Source organism: Williamsia herbipolensis (assembly GCF_036153515.1).
GTDB classification, from domain to species: domain Bacteria; phylum Actinomycetota; class Actinomycetes; order Mycobacteriales; family Mycobacteriaceae; genus Williamsia_A; species Williamsia_A herbipolensis.
This window is the reverse complement of the sequence record NZ_CP108021.1, coordinates 2,315,892-2,333,879: the sequence shown is the minus strand read 5'-3', so window position 1 is coordinate 2,333,879 and position 17,988 is coordinate 2,315,892. Positions and strand designations below refer to the sequence as shown.

Genomic DNA, 17,988 nt, shown 5'->3' with positions numbered 1-17,988 from the left:
CAGGGCCGTCAGTTCGCGGTGACCGCGATCCCGATGGTCGAGCTCTTGCCCTTGAACAGGCTGCTCGCGGTGGTGGCGAAGCGACCGACGAGTCCGTACTTGCGATTGATCGCGTCGCGGGTGCGTGCGGTGCCGGCCTCGTCGAGGACGCGGGCGGTGGCCTCCATCGTGGGGCCGACGTTCTTGCCGGCGCGGTCGCAGGTCGCGAGCAGCACCCGTGGGGTGTTGCGGATCCGCTTGACCTTCCACGACGACGCCTGCGTCCACATCAGCAGCTCACCCTGATCGAGCGCCGCCCAGATCGGCAACGGTTTGGCGTCGCCGGACTTGGTGAAGGTGGTGAGTTGGACGTACTTCGCGGTGCCGATGTCGCCGAACGGGTTCGCGCCGCCACTGCTCATCACCGGTACCTACTTCGTCTCGAGCGTGGACTCTTTGTGCGCGGCCTTCGCGCCGCTCTTGTCCGACTCGACGATCCAGTAGGGCTCGTCGTCACTGGCCTTGAACTTCTGGCCGTCGAACTCGAATTCCTTCGTGCGCTTCTCGACGGCTTTTCCATGGGTCGGGCCCTGCGGGGTGTTCCAGGAAACCGCGTCGCCCTTGCTGATCGACATGGTCTCGAGGTTACCCGCAGGGCCCGTGGAGGAACCGCGCGTTGGTGCGCCGACGTCAGGCGGGAGCCTTCGTGATCGACACCGCCTCGGACTTGTCGAAGTCGTGCGAGTCGACCATGTTGAGCTCGTCGAACGGATCGTTGCCGTCGAGCACCGACTTCACCTTCGCGTTGTCGATCGTCTTGGTCCAGGTGCCGACCAGCAGCGTGGCGACGGCGTTGCCGGAGAAGTTGGTGACCGCGCGGGCCTCCGACATGAACCGGTCGATGCCGACGATGAGTCCCAGTCCGTCGAGCAGCTCGGGGCGGTGGCTCTGCAGGCCGCCGGCGAGCGTGGCCAGTCCGGCGCCGGAGACGCCGGCCGCACCCTTCGAGGCGATGATCATGAACACCAGCAGGCTGATCTGCTCACCCAGGCTCAGCGGGTTGCCCATCGCCTCGGCGACGAACAGCGACGCCATCGTCAGGTAGATCGCGGTGCCGTCGAGGTTGAACGAGTAGCCGGTCGGCACGACCACGCCGACGGTCGACTTCTCGACACCGAGGTGCTCCATCTTCGCGATCAGTCGCGGCAGGGCCGACTCCGACGACGAGGTGGCCACGATCAGCAGGTACTCCCGCGCCAGGTAGCGGACCAGCTTGAAGATCGAGACGCCCGCGGTGAAGCGCAGCAGGGTGCCGAGGATGCCGAAGACGAACACCAGGCAGGTCAGGTAGAAGGCGACCATCAGCATCAGCAGGTGGGTGACGGCGCTCCAGCCGGTCTGGCCGACGACGTTGGCGATCGCGCCGAACGCGCCGATCGGGGCGAGCCACAGCACCATCGAGAGCACCTTGAAGATGACCTTCTGGATGCTGGCGACACCGCGCAACACCGGCTCACCCTGGGTGCCGAGGGCCTGGATGGCGAAGCCGACGAGCAGGGCGACGAAGAGCGTCTGCAGCACGCTGCCCGCGGTCAGCGACGACACGAGGGTGTCGGGGATGATGCCCTGGATGAAGTCGAGGGTGCCGCCGGACTCGTGCGCCTTCTCGGCGAGATCGGCGCCCTTGCCCGCGACCTCGGGGGTGATGTTGAGACCGTTGCCGGGCTGAATCAGGTTGCCGACCACCAGGCCGATACCCAGTGCCGCGGTGGACATCCCGAGGAAGTAGGTGAAGGCGAGCCCGCCGACCTTGCCGACCGTCGCGGCCTTGCGGACCGAGCCGATGCCCAACACGATGGTGCAGAAGATGACCGGCGAGATCATCATCTTGATGAGGCTGATGAACATCGTGCCCAGCACGCCGAGTTCCTTGCCGAAGCTCGGGGCGAGGATGCCGACCGCGACGCCGGCGACCACGGCCACGATGACCGCGATGTAGAGCCAGTGCGTGCGATCGCGCTTGGGCTTCGTCGCGGTGTCCGCCGGCGGATCGGGGATCGTCGGGGGTCGGTCGTCGGTCGTGGTCATGGGATCCTCCAGGTGGTGATGTCGTCTCCGGTGGCGCCGGAAGCGGTCTGTGAGGATCATGGACGGTCGATGTGACTGGCGTCACGATTAGTTTCATTACGTTCAGGCGGTGCGGTGACGAGGTGGCGGTGACGGCGGGGGGTGCGATGCGACGGCTCGTCCCGCGCACGCTCGCCGGGCAGGCGTTCCTCCTGCAGGTCGTCGCGATCCTGGTGCTCGTCATCGTCGCGGGGTCGTTGGCCGCCTACGACGCCCGCCGAGACTCCGAGCGGTCGGCCCGTGACCAGGTCGTGGCCATCGCCGTCGCGCTCGCCGACTCGTCCTCGACGGCCGAGGCCATCACCTCCGGCTCGGCCACCGCGCGTCTGCAACCGGTCACCGAGGCGGTGCGCGCCGACACCGACATCGCGTTCATCACCATCATGGCGCCCGACCGGACCCGCTTCACCCACACCGATCCGGCCCGCATCGGCGGGAAGTTCGTCGGCACCATCGGCCCCGCGCTGGCGGGCCGGGTGTTCACCGAGACCTACACCGGCACACTCGGACCCTCCATCCGCGCGGTCGCCCCGGTCCGCGCGTCCGACGGGCGGATCGTCGGGTTGGTGTCGGCGGGCATCACGCTGTCCGGGCTCGCCGACCGGTGGCTCGGTCAGCTGCCGACGATCGCGGTGGTCACCGTGATCGCGTTGCTGCTGTCGGTGGCCGGCACCTGGGCGGTGCGCCGACGCCTCCTCCGCCAGACCCGTGGCCTGAGGCCCGAGGAGTTGCGCGTGATGTACGAGCACCACGACGCGGTGCTGCACGCGGTCCGGGAGGGGCTGATCGTCATCGACCACGGACGGGTCGCGCTCGTCAACGACGAGGCCCGCCGCCTCCTCGATCTCGGCGACGGCCCGGTAGCACTCGAGGGTCTCCCCGAATTCGCCGGTACCGCCGAGGAATTACGAGACGTGCTGTATCTCGCCGGCGACCGGGTGCTCGTGGTCAACCGCTCCGGGGTGAGCGGATCGGGCGTCGATCGTGACGGCGGCGGTGCGGCGCAGACGACGAGTGCGGTGATCACCCTGCGCGACCGCACCGAGCTGCAGGGCGCCATGGGCGAACTCGACTCGATGCGACTGTTCGCCGAGTCGCTGCGCAGTCAGGCCCACGAATCGGCGAACCGCCTGCACACCGTGGTCGGGCTCGTCGAGATGGGCCGCGGCGACGAGGCGGTGCGCTTCGCGACCACCGAACTCGAACTGTCCCAACACCTCGTCGACCGGTTGACCGCCGCGGTCGGCGAACCCGCACTCGTCGCGCTGCTGCTCGGCAAGAGCGCGCAGGCCAACGAACGCGGGATCGAGCTCACCGTGACCGACGAGACAAACCTCTCTCCGACAGGGGATTCGTCGCTCGACACCGACTCGGTGCTCAGCAGCGCCGAACTGGTCACGGTCGTGGGCAATCTGATCGACAATGCACTCGATGCCTGTGATCGCGACGACCCGTGGGTGGAGGTGACCGTGCACGAGGACTCCTCGGGTCTGTCGATCCGCGTCGCCGACAGCGGGCCGGGCATGGACGCCGAGGAGTTCGCCCGTGCGCGCCGCCGCGGGTACTCCACCAAGACCGCCGTCGAGGGCGCGCTCGACCCCGGACGCGGTCTGGGGCTGGCGCTGGTGTCGCAGACGGTGGAGCGCCACGGCGGCACGATCACCGCCGAGGTCACCTACGGCTCGGTCGTCATCGTGACGGTGCCCCGTACGGCGGAATCGTGAGCGGCGGTGCCCCCGTGACGACGTGCCCGACCGCCGTCGCGATCCCGCGCCGGGGGGCGCGCCCGATGATCCCGTGCCGGAGGCGCGCCCGATGATCCCGTGCCGGAGGCGCGCCCTATGATCACCGTTCTCATCGTCGAGGACGAGCCGTTGATCGCCCAGGCGCACGAGGAGTACGTGGGCCGCTTACCCGGGTTCCGGGTCGTCGGGAGGGCGGGTACCGCGCAGGCCGCGTTGCGGATCGTGGCCGGCCGCGCCGCCGACGGCGATCCGGTCGACGTGGTGCTCCTCGACATCGGGCTCCCCGACGCCAGCGGCATCGAACTGGCGTCGGCGCTGTCGGGGCAGCGTCCCGAGCCCGACATCATCGCGATCACCTCCGAGCGCGATCTGTCGGTCGTGCGATCGGCCGTCGCGCACGGCGTGCTGCTCTATCTGCTCAAGCCGTTCACGTTCGCGGCGTTCCGCGACAAGCTCGAGCGCTACCGCGAGTACCGCGAGGCGTTGCCCGCGGGTACCGACGCGGCGGGACAGGCCGAGGTCGACCGCGCGATGGCGTTGTTGCGGGCAACCGACGAGAAGGCGGCCGCGCCGGCCGGGGCATCGGCGCACACCACCGAACAGATCGCGCGACAGATCCGCGACAGCGAGGCCGGCCTCACCGCCGGTGAGGTGGCCGCCGCGGCCGGCGTCTCGAGGGTGACGGCGTGGCGGTATCTGGAGCGGTTGGCCGATGACCGGGTGCTCGACCGCACCACCGAATACGGCCGCGCCGGGCGCCCGCAGGTGCGCTACACCTGGCCCGTCCGCGGACCTGGCTCGCGAACGCACTGAAGTCGCTAGCCTGACACCCATGACTCCCGCGGTTGCGATGATCGACCTCAATTCCGGTACGTCCATCCCACAACTGGGTCTCGGTGTGTGGCAGGCGGAGAACGACGAGACCGAGCACGCGGTGGCCCACGCGCTCGACGCGGCGGGCTACCGACACATCGACACCGCCGCCGCCTACGGCAACGAGGAGGGCGTCGGCCGCGGTATCGCGGCCTCCGGCGTGGCACGAGAGGACGTCTTCCTCACCACCAAGCTGTGGAACGCCGACCAGGGGTACGAGTCGGCGATCGCCGCGTGCGACACCAGCCTCGGCAAGCTCGGCGTCGACTACGTCGATCTCTACCTCGTGCACTGGCCGCTGCTCGACAGCGACCGCATGAAGCGCACGTGGGAGGCGATGGAGGCCATCGCCGAGTCGGGGAAGGCGAAGGCGATCGGCGTCTGCAACTTCGAACCCCACCACCTCGACACGATCTGCGGCCACGGGGAGACGGTGCCGGCGGTCGATCAGGTGGAGCTGCACCCGCACCTGCCGCAGAACGATCTGCGCGCGTTTGCCGTCGACCGGGAGATCGCGGTCGAGTCGTGGAGCCCGCTCGGCGGCACCAGCAATTCGGGATGGGGCCGGGCCTCGAAGCCGAACACGCTGCTCGACGATCCGATCCTGGCGAGCATCGGTGAGAAGTACGGCAAGTCGATCGCGCAGGTCATCATCCGGTGGCATCTGAGCAACGGGTTGATCGTGATCCCCAAATCGGTTCACGAAGAACGCATCTCGCAGAACATCGACGTGTTCGACTTCGATCTCGACGCCGACGACATCCTGGAGATCTCGCGACTGGCCGATCCGGGCGGCCGCGTCGGGGCGCATCCCGACGAGATGAACATCGGCGCACCGGAATAGTCTGCGCTCATGTTCTCCAAGGTGTTGGTGGCCAACCGTGGCGAGATCGCGATCCGGGCGTTCCGAGCCGCCTATGAGCTCGGGGTGGCGACGGTCGCGGTGTACCCGTTCGAGGACCGCAACTCGGTGCATCGCACGAAGGCCGACGAGTCGTATCAGATCGGTACCGAGGGCCACCCCGTCCGCACGTACCTGTCGGTCGAGGAGATCGTCGACGCGGCCCGGCGCACCGGTGCCGACGCGATCTACCCGGGCTACGGATTCCTCTCGGAGAACCCCGATCTCGCCGGTGCGTGCGCCGAAGCGGGCATCACCTTCGTCGGCCCCTCGGCCGATGTCCTGGAGCTGACGGGCAACAAGGCGCGGGCGATCGCGGCGGCGAAGGCCGCGGGCCTGCCGGTGCTGTCGTCGTCTGAGCCGTCGACCGATGTCGAGGAGTTGCTCGCCGCGGCGGAGTCTATGACGTTCCCGGTGTTCGTCAAGGCCGTCGCCGGTGGCGGTGGTCGCGGCATGCGTCGGGTCAGCGACCCCGACGCGCTGCGGGAGGCGATCGAGGCGGCCGCCCGCGAGGCGGAATCGGCGTTCGGCGATGCGACGGTGTTCCTCGAGCAGGCGGTGATCGAGCCCCGCCACATCGAGGTGCAGATCCTCGCCGACACCCAGGGCAACGTGATGCACCTGTTCGAGCGGGACTGCTCGGTGCAGCGCCGCCATCAGAAGGTCATCGAGCTCGCACCCGCCCCGAATCTCGATCCCGCTCTGCGCGAGCGGATCTGTGCCGACGCGGTCGCGTTCGCCAAGCAGATCAACTACTCGTGCGCCGGCACCGTGGAGTTCCTCGTCGACCGTGAGGGTCGGCACGTGTTCATCGAGATGAACCCTCGGATCCAGGTGGAGCACACGGTGACCGAGGAGATCACCGACGTCGACCTCGTGCAGTCGCAGCTGCGGATCGCCGCGGGCGAGTCGCTGGCCGATCTCGGTCTGCGTCAGGAGGACATGGCGATCCGCGGTGCGGCGATGCAGTGCCGGATCACCACCGAGGACCCGGCCAACGGGTTCCGTCCCGACACCGGCCGCATCACCGCCTACCGCACCCCCGGTGGCGCGGGCATCCGCCTCGACGGGGGCACCACCCTGGGTGCCGAGGTCTCGGCGTACTTCGACTCGATGCTGGTGAAGCTGACCTGTCGCGGCCGGACCTTCGAGGGTGCCGTCGCCCGCGCCCAGCGGGCGCTGGCGGAGTTCCGTATCCGCGGTGTGTCGACGAACATCCCGTTCCTGCAGAGCGTCCTCGACGACCCCGACTTCCGGGCGGGCAAGGTGACGACGTCGTTCATCGAGGAGCGCCCGTCTCTGCTGACCGCGCACGCCTCGAGCGACCGCGGGACGAAGATCCTGACCTACCTCGCCGACGTGACGGTGAACAAGCCGCACGGCGAGCGGCCGTCGGCGGTGTACCCGAAGGACAAGCTGCCCGACATCGACCTGAGTGTCCCGCCGCCGTCGGGGAGCAAGCAGCGGCTCACCGAGCTCGGACCGGAGGGTTTCGCGCGTGCGTTGCGCGAGCAGTCGGCGTTGGCCGTCACCGACACCACGTTCCGGGACGCGCACCAGTCGTTGCTCGCGACGCGCGTGCGCACCACCGGGCTGCTGGGTGTGGCCGGGCACGTCGCACGCCTCACCCCGGAGTTGTTGTCGATCGAGGCGTGGGGTGGCGCGACCTACGATGTGGCACTGCGGTTCCTGCACGAGGATCCGTGGGAGCGGCTCGCAGCGTTGCGGGAGGCCGTGCCGAACATCTGTCTGCAGATGCTGCTGCGTGGCCGCAACACCGTCGGATACACGCCGTACCCCGACACCGTCGCGTCGGCGTTCGTCTCGGAGGCCGCGGCGACCGGTGTGGACATCTTCCGGATCTTCGACGCGCTCAACAACATCGAGCAGATGCGGCCGGCGATCGACGCCGTGCGCGAGACCGGGACCGCGGTCGCCGAGGTCGCCATGAGCTACACCGGCGATCTCGCGAACCCGAACGAGGACCTCTACACCCTAGACTACTACCTGCGTCTGGCCGAGCAGGCCGTCGAGGCCGGCGCCCACATCCTGGCGATCAAGGACATGGCCGGGCTGTTGCGCGCCCCCGCCGCGACGACCCTGGTGTCGGCGTTGCGATCTCGCTTCGACCTTCCGGTCCACGTGCACACCCACGACACCCCCGGTGGCCAGCTCGCGACCTACCTCGCGGCATGGCAGGCCGGCGCCGACGCCGTCGACGGCGCAAGTGCGGCGATGGCCGGTACCACGTCGCAGCCGGCGTTGTCGGCGATCGTCGCCGCGGCGGCGCACACCGACCGCGACACCGGTCTGAACCTGGCAGGAGTCTGCGACCTCGAGCCGTACTGGGAGGCGCTGCGAAAGGTGTACGCGCCGTTCGAGTCCGGGCTGCCGTCACCGACCGGGCGCGTCTACACCCACGAGATCCCCGGTGGCCAGTTGTCGAACCTGCGCCAGCAGGCCATCGCGTTGGGTCTCGGCGACAAGTTCGAGCTCGTCGAATCGGCCTACGCCGACGCCGACCGCCTGCTGGGTCGCGTCATCAAGGTGACGCCGTCGTCGAAGGTGGTGGGCGACCTCGCGCTGCACCTCGTCGGTGCCGGGGTGTCGGTCGACGAGTTCGCCGCCGACCCGGGACGCTTCGACATCCCCGACTCCGTGATCGGTTTCCTGCGTGGCGAACTCGGTACGCCCGCCGGTGGGTGGCCCGAGCCGTTCCGCACCAAGGCACTCGAGGGCCGCGGCAAGGCCCGCGCGGTGGTCGAACTCTCCGAGCACGATCAGCAGCTCCTCGGTGCCGACTCGACCGGTCGCCGCGCCACGTTGAACCGACTCCTGTTCCCCGGTCCGACGTCGGAGTTCCTCGCCCACCGCGAGCAGTACGGCGACACCTCGTCGCTGTCGGCGAACCAGTTCTTCTACGGTCTGCGCCAGGGGGAGGAGCACCGCGTCTCGCTGGAGCGCGGCGTCGAGTTGCTCATCGGGTTGGAGGCGATCTCCGAACCCGACGAGGCCGGTATGCGCACGGTCATGTGCATCCTCAACGGCCAGTTGCGACCGGTGTCGGTGCGCGATCGTTCGATCACCGCCGACGTCCCGACGCTGGAGAAGGCCGATCGCACCGACCCGTCGCATGTCGCGGCACCGTTCTCCGGTGTGGTCACCCTGGTGGTGGGCGAGGGCGACAGCGTCGAGGCCGGCGCCACCATCGCGACCATCGAGGCCATGAAGATGGAGGCCGCGATCACCGCGCCCCGGGCGGGCACGGTCACCCGTGTCGCGATCAGCGGGGTCACCCAGGTCGAGGGCGGTGACCTCATCGCCGTCGTCGCCGTCGGTGATCGCGCCGACGTCTGACCCTCTCGACCCCACCCCGCCAGTTGGGCACGTAACGACCGCAGTTGGGCACGTAACGCCGCCAGTTGGGCACGTAATGACCGCAGTTGGGCACGTAACGCCGCCAGTTGGGCACGTAATGACCGCGGTTGGGCACGTAGTGACGCGCCGAAGCTGACGACGTCCGGCGATATGGTGGTGCCATGACGACGCCGATCACCACGCCGCACTTCCCCGACCAGATCCGCAACGCCGTGCGCGCCGGACTCATCTCGACGTCGGTGCTCGGCATCGTCCTCGGTGTGATCGCGCTCGTGTGGCCCGGACCGACCCTGTTGGTCGTCGCGGTGCTGTTCGGCATCTCGCTGATCCTGACCGGGGCCTACCGGCTGTCGATCGCGTTCTCGGCCAAGGGATTGCCGACCGGCCTGCGCGTCGTGTTCGGCGTCATTGGCGCGATCATCCTCGTCGCCGGCGTGCTCTGTCTCTTCGATCCGGCCGAGTCACTCGTGTTGCTCGCGATCGTGATCGGTGTCGGTTGGATCTTCCAGGGCGTGCACGACCTGATGTCGGACCGCGCGGGCACCCACAACGTGCCCCGCTGGGTCCTGGTGCTCTCGGGCATCGTGTCGATCATCGCCGGCATCGTCGTGATCACGCTGCCGGGCTTCGCCATCAGCACGTTCATCACCTTCGGCGCGATCCTGCTGATCATCGTCAGCGTCGTGAACCTCCTGACGCTGCCGCGCAAGGTCTGACGTTCCGACTGCCCAACTGCGGGCGTTACGTGCCCAACTGCGGAATTTACGTGCCCAACTGCGGGCGTTACGTGCCCAACTGCGGGCGTTACGTGCCCGACTGGGGTCAGGGGTGCAGGGCGGCCCAGACGCGGGCGGGGTTCATCGGGAGTTCGTGGACGCGGACCCCGATGGCGTCGCGGATCGCGTTGGCCAACGCCGGGGCCACCGGGTTGTAGGGCGACTCGCTCATCGATTTCGCGCCCGAGGGGCCCAACCGGTCGTACGTGTCGGCGAAGAACACCTCGGTCTCGGGGGCATCCGACAGCCGCGGGATGTGATAGTTCCGGAACACGCGCGTGGTCACGACACCGTCGTCGAGGAGCATCTGCTCGAACAGCGCCGAGCCGATCGCCTGCGTCGCACCGCCTTCCACCTGACCCCGACACTGCGCGGGGTTGAGCACGACACCGGCGTCGGCGGACTGGATCGACTGCAGTAGCCGCACGCGGCCTGTCGGGAGGTGCACCGCCACCCGGAAAGCGTGCACGTTGAACGCGACCGACCGCGGCGTGCCCTCGTGTCGCCCGGCGGCCGAGAGACCACCGGTCGCGCGTCCGACCGCGACGGGATCGTCGGCGTCGACGCCGTCGTCGCGCGCGGCGGCGACCACCGCGGCACGCAGGTCCACACACGCCCGCTGCAGTGCGGCGCCGGCCACGACCGTCCCCGCCGACCCGAACGCGCCGGTGTCGTAGGTGACGACGTCGGTGTCGCCCTGGCGCACGACGATCGACTCGGGCCGGACGCCGAGGGCGTCGGCGGCGATCTGCGTGTGCACCGTGGTGGTGCCGTTGCCGAACTCAGCGGTTCCCACCGACACCACGTACCGCCCGTCGACGGTGAGTTCGGCACGCACATCGGCGAAGTGGCCACGCGGCGGGATGGTGGCGATCATCGCCGGCGCCATCCCCGATCCGATACGCCACTCGGGGTCGCGCTCGAGTTCCGCCCCGTTGCGTGCCGGGTCGGTGGCACCGGCGGCCAGCGCCTCCTGGGCGAGATCGAGGCACTGGTCGAGGCCGTAGCTACCGAACTCGAGGTCGCTCTCCTCGACCTCCCAGGTCACGAAGTCGTCGCCGGGCACCACCACATTGCGCCGTCGGAAGTCGAAGGGATCGACACCCAGCTCGCGGGCGAGGTCGTCGAGCGCCGATTCAATCCCGAACACCACCTGGCCGAGGCCGTACCCGCGAAAGGCGCCCGAGGGAAGGTTGTTGGTGTAGGCGCACTGCGCGTCGACGCGCTTGTTCGCGCAGCGGTACAGCGCCATCGACTCACTGCACCCGTGGAACATGACTCCGGGACTGTGATTCCCGTAGGCGCCCGCATCCGACACGACATCGATCGCGAGAGCGGTCAGCGTGCCGCTGGTGTCGGCCGCGGCGGTGACCTCCACCCGCATCGGGTGGCGACAGGGGGCCATCGTGAACTGGTCGGTGCGCGTCATCTCGTACACGACGGGCCGCCCGGTGCGGAGGACGGCCAGCAGCACGAGGTCCTCGGTGATGAGTTCCTGCTTCGCGCCGAAGGCGCCGCCGATACGAGGCGCGTACACGCGCACCCGGTCCGGCGACAGGCCGAAGATGTGGCACAGCTCGTCGCGGACCAGGAACGGCACCTGCGAGCTGGATCGGATGATGTAGCGACCGTCCTCGTCGAGACTGCCCACGGTGCCGTGGGTTTCGAGGTGCGCGTGCTGTACGCGCGCGGTCTGCCACACCCCGTGTATCGCCGCGCCACCCGAGGTACGGGCGTGGGCGACCGCGCCGTCGACGTCACCGACCTCGCCGTGCAGATCGGCGACGAGATTGCGGGTCGGGTCGGCGATACGTGATGCGGGTCCGTCCTTGTCCCCGTGGACCGTCGGTGCCCCCTCGGTGAGCGCCTGCACCGGGTCGAACACCGCGGGCATGACCTCGTAGGTGACGTCGACGAGATCGACTGCGCACCGGGCGGTGTCGAGGTCGTCGGCGACCACCGCCGCGACCCGCTGGCCGACGAATCGAAGGCGGGTGTCGAAGACGCGACTGTCGTCGGGATCGTCGACGCGCTCCCGGTGGCGCGCGGTGGAGAACGCGACACCCGGATCGTCGTGGTGGGTGAGGACCGCACGGACTCCGGGCAGCGCCTGTGCGCGGGTGATGTCGATGTGGGTGATCACCGCGTGCGGGTGTGGACTGCCCAGGACCGCGACGTGCCCGGCGTCGGTGGGGATCTCGTCCATGGTGTAGCGCTCGGCGCCCGTGGTGATCGCGGGGCCCGCGGGTGCGGGCGCCGATCGTGGGTCACGTGTTGCGTCGGGTGCGGCGTCGGCGATCGCGGCGCGGATGGGCCGATACCCCGTGCAGCGACACAGGTTCCCTTTGAGCGACGACTCGAGATCGTCGATGTCGGCGGCGTCGAAGGTGGATGCGGTGACGATCATCCCGGCGGTGCAGAAGCCGCACTGGAAGCCGCCGGCGCCGACGAACCGCTCCTGCAGCGGATGGGGCTCCTCGGCGGTGCCGAGCCCGGCGACGGTGGTGACCTCGGCGCCGGTGGCGCGGAACGCCGGCACGAGGCAGGAGTGCTGCACCCGCCCGTCGACGATGACCGAGCACGCCCCGCAGTCGCCCGAATCGCATCCCTTCTTCACCTCGACGTTGCCGTGTTCGCGCAGGTAGGTGCGCAGGCACTGGCCGGGCCGCGGCGTGGTGGTGACGTCGATCCCGTTGACCTTCATGCGATCACGTCCCGCACGGCCTGGACGACGAGGTACTCGACGACCGCGATGCGCCACCGGGCGGTGCCGTGGGCATCGGTGTGGAAATGCTCCGGTGGGATCGAGCGGAGCACGTCGCGCGCCACCTGCTCGGGATCGGTGGAGGCGACGGTGATCACCTCGGGGGCGACCGTGGCGGCGGTGACCGTCACGACCACCGACTCGCCGTCGGACCGCGCCACCACGACCGCGCCACTGCGGCCGAGGTGCGCGTAGGAGGCCTTCCGTAGCGACACCCGCTGGGTGAGTGCTGCGGTGGGCAGGTGGATGGAGCGGAGCACGTCACCCACGCCGAGGGAGTTCTCCGCGTTGCCGACCACGACGTCGGTGGTCGTGAGCAGTGCGTCGGTACCGTCGGCCCGCCACACCAGCAGGCGGGCGTCGAGAGCGGCACACATCGCGGTCATCGCGCCGGCGGGTAGGGCGAGACAGACGTTGCCGCCCACGGTCGCCGAGTACCAGATCTTGTACGACGCCAGCAGGGCACGCGCCGCGGCATCGAACAGCGTTGTGGCGATCCAGGTTCGGGGGAGATCGGCGTGGATGAGGGTGTCGATGGTGCACGTCGCGGCGATCTCGAGACCGTCGTCGCGCACGACGAGGTCGGGCCAGTCCAGGGCGGCCAGGTCGATCAGGCGTGTCATCCCCGGATTCGGTTCGCTCATCAACGAGGTGCCGCCGGCCAACACGCCGTCGGTGTCGACGATCCCGGTGAGGTCGGCGCGCGTGCGTGGCGCCAGGACCTCGGTCACCCAGTGCTGGTCCATCAGCCCGTCACCGATCGGCCTTGGCCAGCAGGTGTCGATGCGCCACCGCCACATCGCGGGCGACCGTCTCGGCATCGACGGTGGTGCAGTGTCCGTCGGCGACGACGACGCGTCCGTCGACCCAGGAGCGGCGGATCGGTGGCTGCGCGCCGAGGACGAGGGCCGCGACCGGATCGTCGATCCCGCTGTGGGCCAGCGTGGTCAGGTCCCACAGGACCAGATCGGCGAGTTTCCCGACCTCGATCGACCCGAGCTCGGCGTCGCGTCCGAGCACCCGCGCGCCGCCCATGGTGGATAGGCGCAGTGACTGTCGTGTGGTGAGCGCGGTGGGGCCACCGACCGCCCGGGCCATCATCACCGCCATGTGTGCCTCCTCCAGCATCCGACAGGACTCGTTCGATGCGGCGCCGTCCACACCGAGACCCACGGGCACACCGGCCGCGACGAGATCGCGCGTACGTGCGACGCCGGCACCGAGTCGCGCATTCGAGGTGGGGCAGTGTGCGATCGCCGTCCCGGTGCGTGCGAGGTCGGCGATCGCGTCGTCGGTGAAGTGCACCCCGTGCGCGAACCACACGTCGTCGCCGAGCCAGTCCAGTCGTTCCATGTACTGCAGGGGAGTACAACCGAAACGCTCGGCGCAGAAAGCGGTCTCGTCCTCGGTCTCGGCGAGGTGGGTGTGCAGACGCACCCCGAGGTCGCGGGCGAGCGCCGCCGAGGCGACCAGGAGATCCGACGTGACCGAGAAGGGTGAGCACGGGGCGAGGCCGATGCGCAGCATCGCGTCCGGCGACGGGTCGTGCCAGCGGGAGACGGCATCGGCACTCGCGGTGAGGATGTCATCGATCGACTCGACCACCGCGTCGGGAGGGAGCCCGCCGTCGCTCCGACCGAGGTCCATCGATCCGCGCGTGGGGTGGAAACGCAGACCCACCGCGGCCGCCGCCTCGATCTCGGCCGCGAGGAGGTCGCCGGCGCCGACCGGGAAGACGTAGTGATGATCGGTCGACGTGGTGCACCCCGACGTCGCGAGTACTCCCAATGCGCCTCGGGCGGCGGCGTTCACGCCCGCGGCGTCGATGCCGGCCCACACCGGATACAGCGTGGTGAGCCACTCGAACAACGTGTGATCGGCGGCGAGTCCCCGGGTGATCCACTGGTACAAGTGATGGTGGGTGTTGACCAGACCGGGGGTGAGCACGCAGCCACGCCCGTCGACGTGCACGGCGTCGGGCCACGCCGCGGTGTCGACCTCGCGAGCGTCGCCGACGGCCACGATCCGGTTGTCCCGCAGCACCACCGTGGCGTCGGCCCACTCGCGATCCGCGGCGTCCATCGTCACCACGTGGGCGTGGGAGATGACGGTCTGGGCGCCGGACGGGTCCATCTCCTCACCGTACTTCCGATGCGTTCTCGGGGCAGGATGGACAGTCATGGGAACCGAACCCGGCGTCGTCCACCGGGCGCACCTGTTCCACATCGGTGGTGCGCCGACGATCGAGAGCGCCTGCGAGCACCTCGTGTCGGTGCCCGACGGTGCGCTCGCCGTCGATGCCGGAGGGCGCATCGTGTACTCCGGGCCGATCGCTGATCTGCCTGAGGGGCAACGGGAGTGGGCGCAGCTCGATCACCGTGGCGGGTTCATCCTGCCGGGTTTCGTCGACACCCACATCCACTTCCCGCAGACGTACGCCACCGACGCGTACGGCGGTGGCCAACTGCTCGAGTGGCTCGAGAACTGCATCTTCCCGGCCGAGGCCCGCTACCGCGACCCCGCCTTCGCCCGCCGCGCCGCGATCGACTTCTGTCGTCGGCGGATCGCCGCCGGCACCACCGCGGCGATGGTGTTCGGATCAGCCTTCCCCGACGCCCAGGATGCCCTGTTCACTGAGACCGAACGGGTCGGCCTGCGGATGGTGTCGGGGCGGGGCATCCAGACCGTCGGCAGCGCCGCGGCCGCCGACCTCGTCACCGACATCGACACCGCCATCGCCCGAAGCGCCGCCGAGATCGACCGCTGGCACGGGCGGGAACTCGTCGATGTCGCCGTGGTCCCGCGGTTCTCGTTGTCGGTCACCCCCGACACCTTCGTGGCGCTCGGCGAGCTCTACGACGCCGTCCGCGACCGCGGCGTCTATTTCCACTCGCACCTCAACGAGAACGCCCGACCGGGCACCGGCGAGGTCGACGCCACGAAGGCCGCCTACGGCACCGACAGCTACCTCGACACCTACGACGGCCGGTTCCTACCGGGATCGGCGCGGGGCGGTGCGTCACTGCTCGGGCGACGCAGCATCCTCGCCCACGCGGTGCACTGCACCGACGCCGAACTGGCGCGGATGGCGCAGACCGGTACCTCGATCGCGCACTGCCCCACGTCGCAGCTGTTCCTGGGCTCGGGCACGATGCCGTGGCGCCGCACCGTCGCGGCGGGCGTGACCGTGGCACTCGGCACCGACATCGGCGCAGGCGACGAATGGCTGATCCCACAGGTGGCGTCGGACTGCTTCGGGGTCCACATGTCCGAGCCGGGGGACGCGGGGGTGTCGTTGCACCCGGCCGAGCTGCTGTTCACCGCCACACTGGCCGGAGCCCGCGCACTCGACCGCGAGGCCGACTTCGGCAACCTCGACGTCGGCAAGGACGCCGATTTCGTGGTGATCGACCCGCAGGGATGGGAACCGCTGGCCGCGACACTGGAGTTCGGGATCCGCGCGGACGACACCGAGACCGCCACCGCGCAGACGCTGTTCGCCCTGCTGATGGGGATCCGCGAACCGGCGATCGCTCAGGTGTGGGTCCGCGGCCGTCGCGTCGTCGCCTGAGGTGCCCCGCTGCAGTCGTCGTCTGCCCACCTGCGGTCGTTACGTGCCCAACAGGGGGCGTTACGTGCCCAACTGGCGGGGTGGGGGTGAGGGTGGGTCAGGCGAGCCAGCCGCGTTGCATGGTCCAGGCCGGTCCGGCGTCGGGGGCGTCGTCGCGGATCACCGACGCCTGGATGAGGCCGTACGGGCGGTCGTCGGCGTGGAAGACCTCGTTGTGGTTCTCGATGCCGAAGCGCGCCAGGTCGTAGACGAAGTGGTGTTTGTTCGGTGCCGAGAGGCGGACCTCGGCGATCTCCGGATGAGCCTCGAGCACCGCGGTGCCCATCGCGTACAGCGTCTGCTGCAGCGCCAGGGACTGCAGCGTCGCGAACGCGGCGACCATCAGCTGCTTCACGTCGGCGTACACGGCATCCCAGTCGACATCGGTGGTGGTGAACCGCCACTTCGCGACCAGTGACGTCGCCATCACACGGTCGGTGGTCGGTTCGAGGATCGTGTAGCGGTCGGTGGGGAAGCCGTGGAACTCCGACCCCGTCGACTTCAGGATCGTCAGGTCCTTCAGCCCGCCGATCACCCACGTCGTCTGATCGGATCCCTTGCCCTCGACGGTGATGTCGGCGGTGCGCACCTCCGCGCCGCTGCGCACCCACGTGTGGTCGTGGTCGGCGCCGTCGACGGTCGCCCGCTCCCAGCCGTACCGTTCGACCTCGATCCGTGCGCCGTGCACCGGATCGTTCTCGTCCACGAAGTGGTGGGCGAGATCGAGCGCGTACTGCTCGATCGTGGCGATGCCCTTCTCCTTGGCGAAGGCGTAACAGGTCTGCTTCTGGGTGTCGGTGGGCAGCACCGCGCCCTGGTCGCCGACGGTGTGCGCGGCCTCGAAATCCCCACGCAGAGCGGTACCCACGTTGATGTCGACGATCTCGTGACGCGGCGTGTCACGGTAGATCCGCACCACCCGGTTCTCGGCCTTGCCGTACTGGTTCTCGCCCAGGCGGATTCCCATGGTGTCCCTCTCAGCTCCCGCGGTAGGTGGAATAGGCGTACGGGCTCAGCAGCACCGGAACGTGGTGGTGCCTGGCGACGTCGACGACGGTGAAACAGATGACGACCTCGGGGTAGAAGCCGTCGACACCGTGCTCGGCGAACCACGCTCCGGTGTCGAAGGTGATCCGGTACACGCCGGCCTCGAGGCCCTCGGCCAGCGCAGCGATCCGCCCGTCGGAATCGGTGGTGCCCGTGGCGATCTGGTCGCCGCCGGCGCCGGTGAGCGAGACCGCGACACCGACCGCGGGCAGACCGGCGACGGCGTCGAGGACGTGGGTGCTCAGCGTGCTCACGACTGTTGTCTCACTGCAGGCTGCCCTCCGACACCGGGCTCAGCATGCGCGTCAGCCGACTGCGGTTGATCTTCGCCAACTCTCCGCGCATCACCCGACGTTCGGTCTCGGGATCGTTGTGCAGACGCTGCCGCAGGATGTCGAGCAGCACCTCGGCCGGTCGCCCGTCGGCGAACACGAGATAGACGTGGCCGAAGCGGTTCTCGTACTCGGCGTTCGAGACCCGCAGTTCACGGAGAACATCGGCGTCGGCGCCGACGACCCCGGACTGTTCGCGGGTCGACGCCACACTCGTCGACCGTTCGCCGATGCGCGGATGCCCCTCGAGTGCCTCGTCGAGGTCGGTGTCGGTGAGCTCGGCGAGGATGAGATCGGCCTCGTCGAGGAGGCTCTCGGCGTCGGGGAAGGGGCGCGCGGCCGCCACCCGGATCGCCCAGATGCGCGAAGAGCAGCACTCGTAGAGCGAATGCACCGCCTGCGCCTGCGTGAGGTCGTTGAAGCTGTCGATCCCCCGCCAGTTGGGGCGACGCATCC

Annotated in this window: 15 protein-coding genes; 6 read left to right on the top strand and 9 right to left on the bottom strand. The window is 69.4% G+C overall.

Going from position 1 to position 17,988, the window contains the following annotated elements:
- Nucleotides 1-8: 8 nt before the first annotated feature.
- From OG579_RS10465 to OG579_RS10455, 3 genes are read right to left on the bottom strand one after another with little or no spacing between them, the layout of a single operon-like run.
- The gene (locus OG579_RS10465; protein WP_328859079.1) at nt 9-401 is read right to left on the bottom strand and encodes a PPOX class F420-dependent oxidoreductase; all 393 of its coding nucleotides are present in this window, start codon (nt 399-401) and stop codon (nt 9-11) included.
- A gap of 9 nt (nt 402-410) precedes the next feature.
- Nucleotides 411-614 (bottom strand): hypervirulence associated TUDOR domain-containing protein, encoded by a 204-nt coding sequence (locus OG579_RS10460; RefSeq protein WP_045821338.1) that lies wholly within the window; start codon nt 612-614, stop codon nt 411-413.
- Nucleotides 615-669: 55 nt separating this feature from the next.
- Nucleotides 670-2,067, bottom strand: a complete 1,398-nt coding sequence (locus tag OG579_RS10455; RefSeq protein ID WP_328859078.1) for a cation:dicarboxylate symporter family transporter — start codon at nt 2,065-2,067, stop codon at nt 670-672.
- A 146-nt stretch (nt 2,068-2,213) separates the two neighbouring features.
- Between OG579_RS10455 and OG579_RS10450 the strand changes: the two genes are divergently transcribed.
- The 5 genes from OG579_RS10450 (at nt 2,214) to OG579_RS10430 (ending at nt 9,719) form a co-directional block, all read left to right on the top strand.
- Nucleotides 2,214-3,830: a sensor histidine kinase gene (locus OG579_RS10450; protein ID WP_328859217.1), complete on the top strand. Its 1,617-nt coding sequence runs from the start codon at nt 2,214-2,216 to the stop codon at nt 3,828-3,830.
- 117 nt (nt 3,831-3,947) lie between these two features.
- Entirely contained in the window at nt 3,948-4,664 is a 717-nt protein-coding gene (locus tag OG579_RS10445) for a response regulator (RefSeq protein ID WP_328859077.1), read from the top strand.
- 19 nt (nt 4,665-4,683) lie between these two features.
- A complete protein-coding gene (locus OG579_RS10440; protein WP_328859076.1) occupies nt 4,684-5,568 on the top strand; it encodes an aldo/keto reductase in 885 nt (294 codons plus the stop codon).
- Between the two features lie 9 nt (nt 5,569-5,577).
- Nucleotides 5,578-8,982: a pyruvate carboxylase gene (locus tag OG579_RS10435; protein WP_328859075.1), complete on the top strand. Its 3,405-nt coding sequence runs from the start codon at nt 5,578-5,580 to the stop codon at nt 8,980-8,982.
- 182 nt (nt 8,983-9,164) lie between these two features.
- On the top strand, nt 9,165-9,719 hold the full coding sequence (locus OG579_RS10430) for an HdeD family acid-resistance protein (RefSeq protein ID WP_328859074.1): 555 nt from the start codon (nt 9,165-9,167) through the stop codon (nt 9,717-9,719).
- Between the two features lie 106 nt (nt 9,720-9,825).
- Here the strand turns inward: OG579_RS10430 and OG579_RS10425 are convergent, their stop codons facing one another.
- Genes OG579_RS10425 through OG579_RS10415 form a run of 3 tightly spaced genes read right to left on the bottom strand, consistent with a single transcriptional unit; the run spans nt 9,826 to nt 14,676 of the window.
- Nucleotides 9,826-12,483, bottom strand: coding sequence for a molybdopterin-dependent oxidoreductase (locus OG579_RS10425; RefSeq protein ID WP_328859073.1), 2,658 nt, complete (start codon nt 12,481-12,483; stop codon nt 9,826-9,828).
- Complete coding sequence (locus OG579_RS10420; protein WP_328859072.1) at nt 12,480-13,289, bottom strand: FAD binding domain-containing protein; 810 nt, start codon at nt 13,287-13,289, stop codon at nt 12,480-12,482. Before OG579_RS10420 ends, OG579_RS10425 begins: the two co-directional genes overlap by 4 nt.
- Before the next feature lie 7 nt (nt 13,290-13,296).
- Entirely contained in the window at nt 13,297-14,676 is a 1,380-nt protein-coding gene (locus tag OG579_RS10415) for an 8-oxoguanine deaminase (protein WP_328859071.1), read from the bottom strand.
- Nucleotides 14,677-14,722: 46 nt separating this feature from the next.
- Between OG579_RS10415 and OG579_RS10410 the strand changes: the two genes are divergently transcribed.
- A complete protein-coding gene (locus tag OG579_RS10410) occupies nt 14,723-16,114 on the top strand; it encodes a guanine deaminase (protein WP_045821347.1) in 1,392 nt (463 codons plus the stop codon).
- Between the two features lie 97 nt (nt 16,115-16,211).
- On the opposite strand, the gene pucL is transcribed toward OG579_RS10410, so the two are convergent.
- Genes pucL through uraD form a run of 3 tightly spaced genes read right to left on the bottom strand, consistent with a single transcriptional unit; the run spans nt 16,212 to nt 17,986 of the window.
- Nucleotides 16,212-17,120 (bottom strand): factor-independent urate hydroxylase, encoded by a 909-nt coding sequence (pucL, locus tag OG579_RS10405; protein WP_328859070.1) that lies wholly within the window; start codon nt 17,118-17,120, stop codon nt 16,212-16,214.
- 10 nt (nt 17,121-17,130) lie between these two features.
- A complete protein-coding gene (gene uraH, locus OG579_RS10400) occupies nt 17,131-17,454 on the bottom strand; it encodes a hydroxyisourate hydrolase (RefSeq protein ID WP_045821349.1) in 324 nt (107 codons plus the stop codon).
- Nucleotides 17,455-17,464: 10 nt separating this feature from the next.
- Nucleotides 17,465-17,986: a 2-oxo-4-hydroxy-4-carboxy-5-ureidoimidazoline decarboxylase gene (uraD, locus tag OG579_RS10395; RefSeq protein WP_328859069.1), complete on the bottom strand. Its 522-nt coding sequence runs from the start codon at nt 17,984-17,986 to the stop codon at nt 17,465-17,467.
- Nucleotides 17,987-17,988 lie beyond the last annotated feature (2 nt).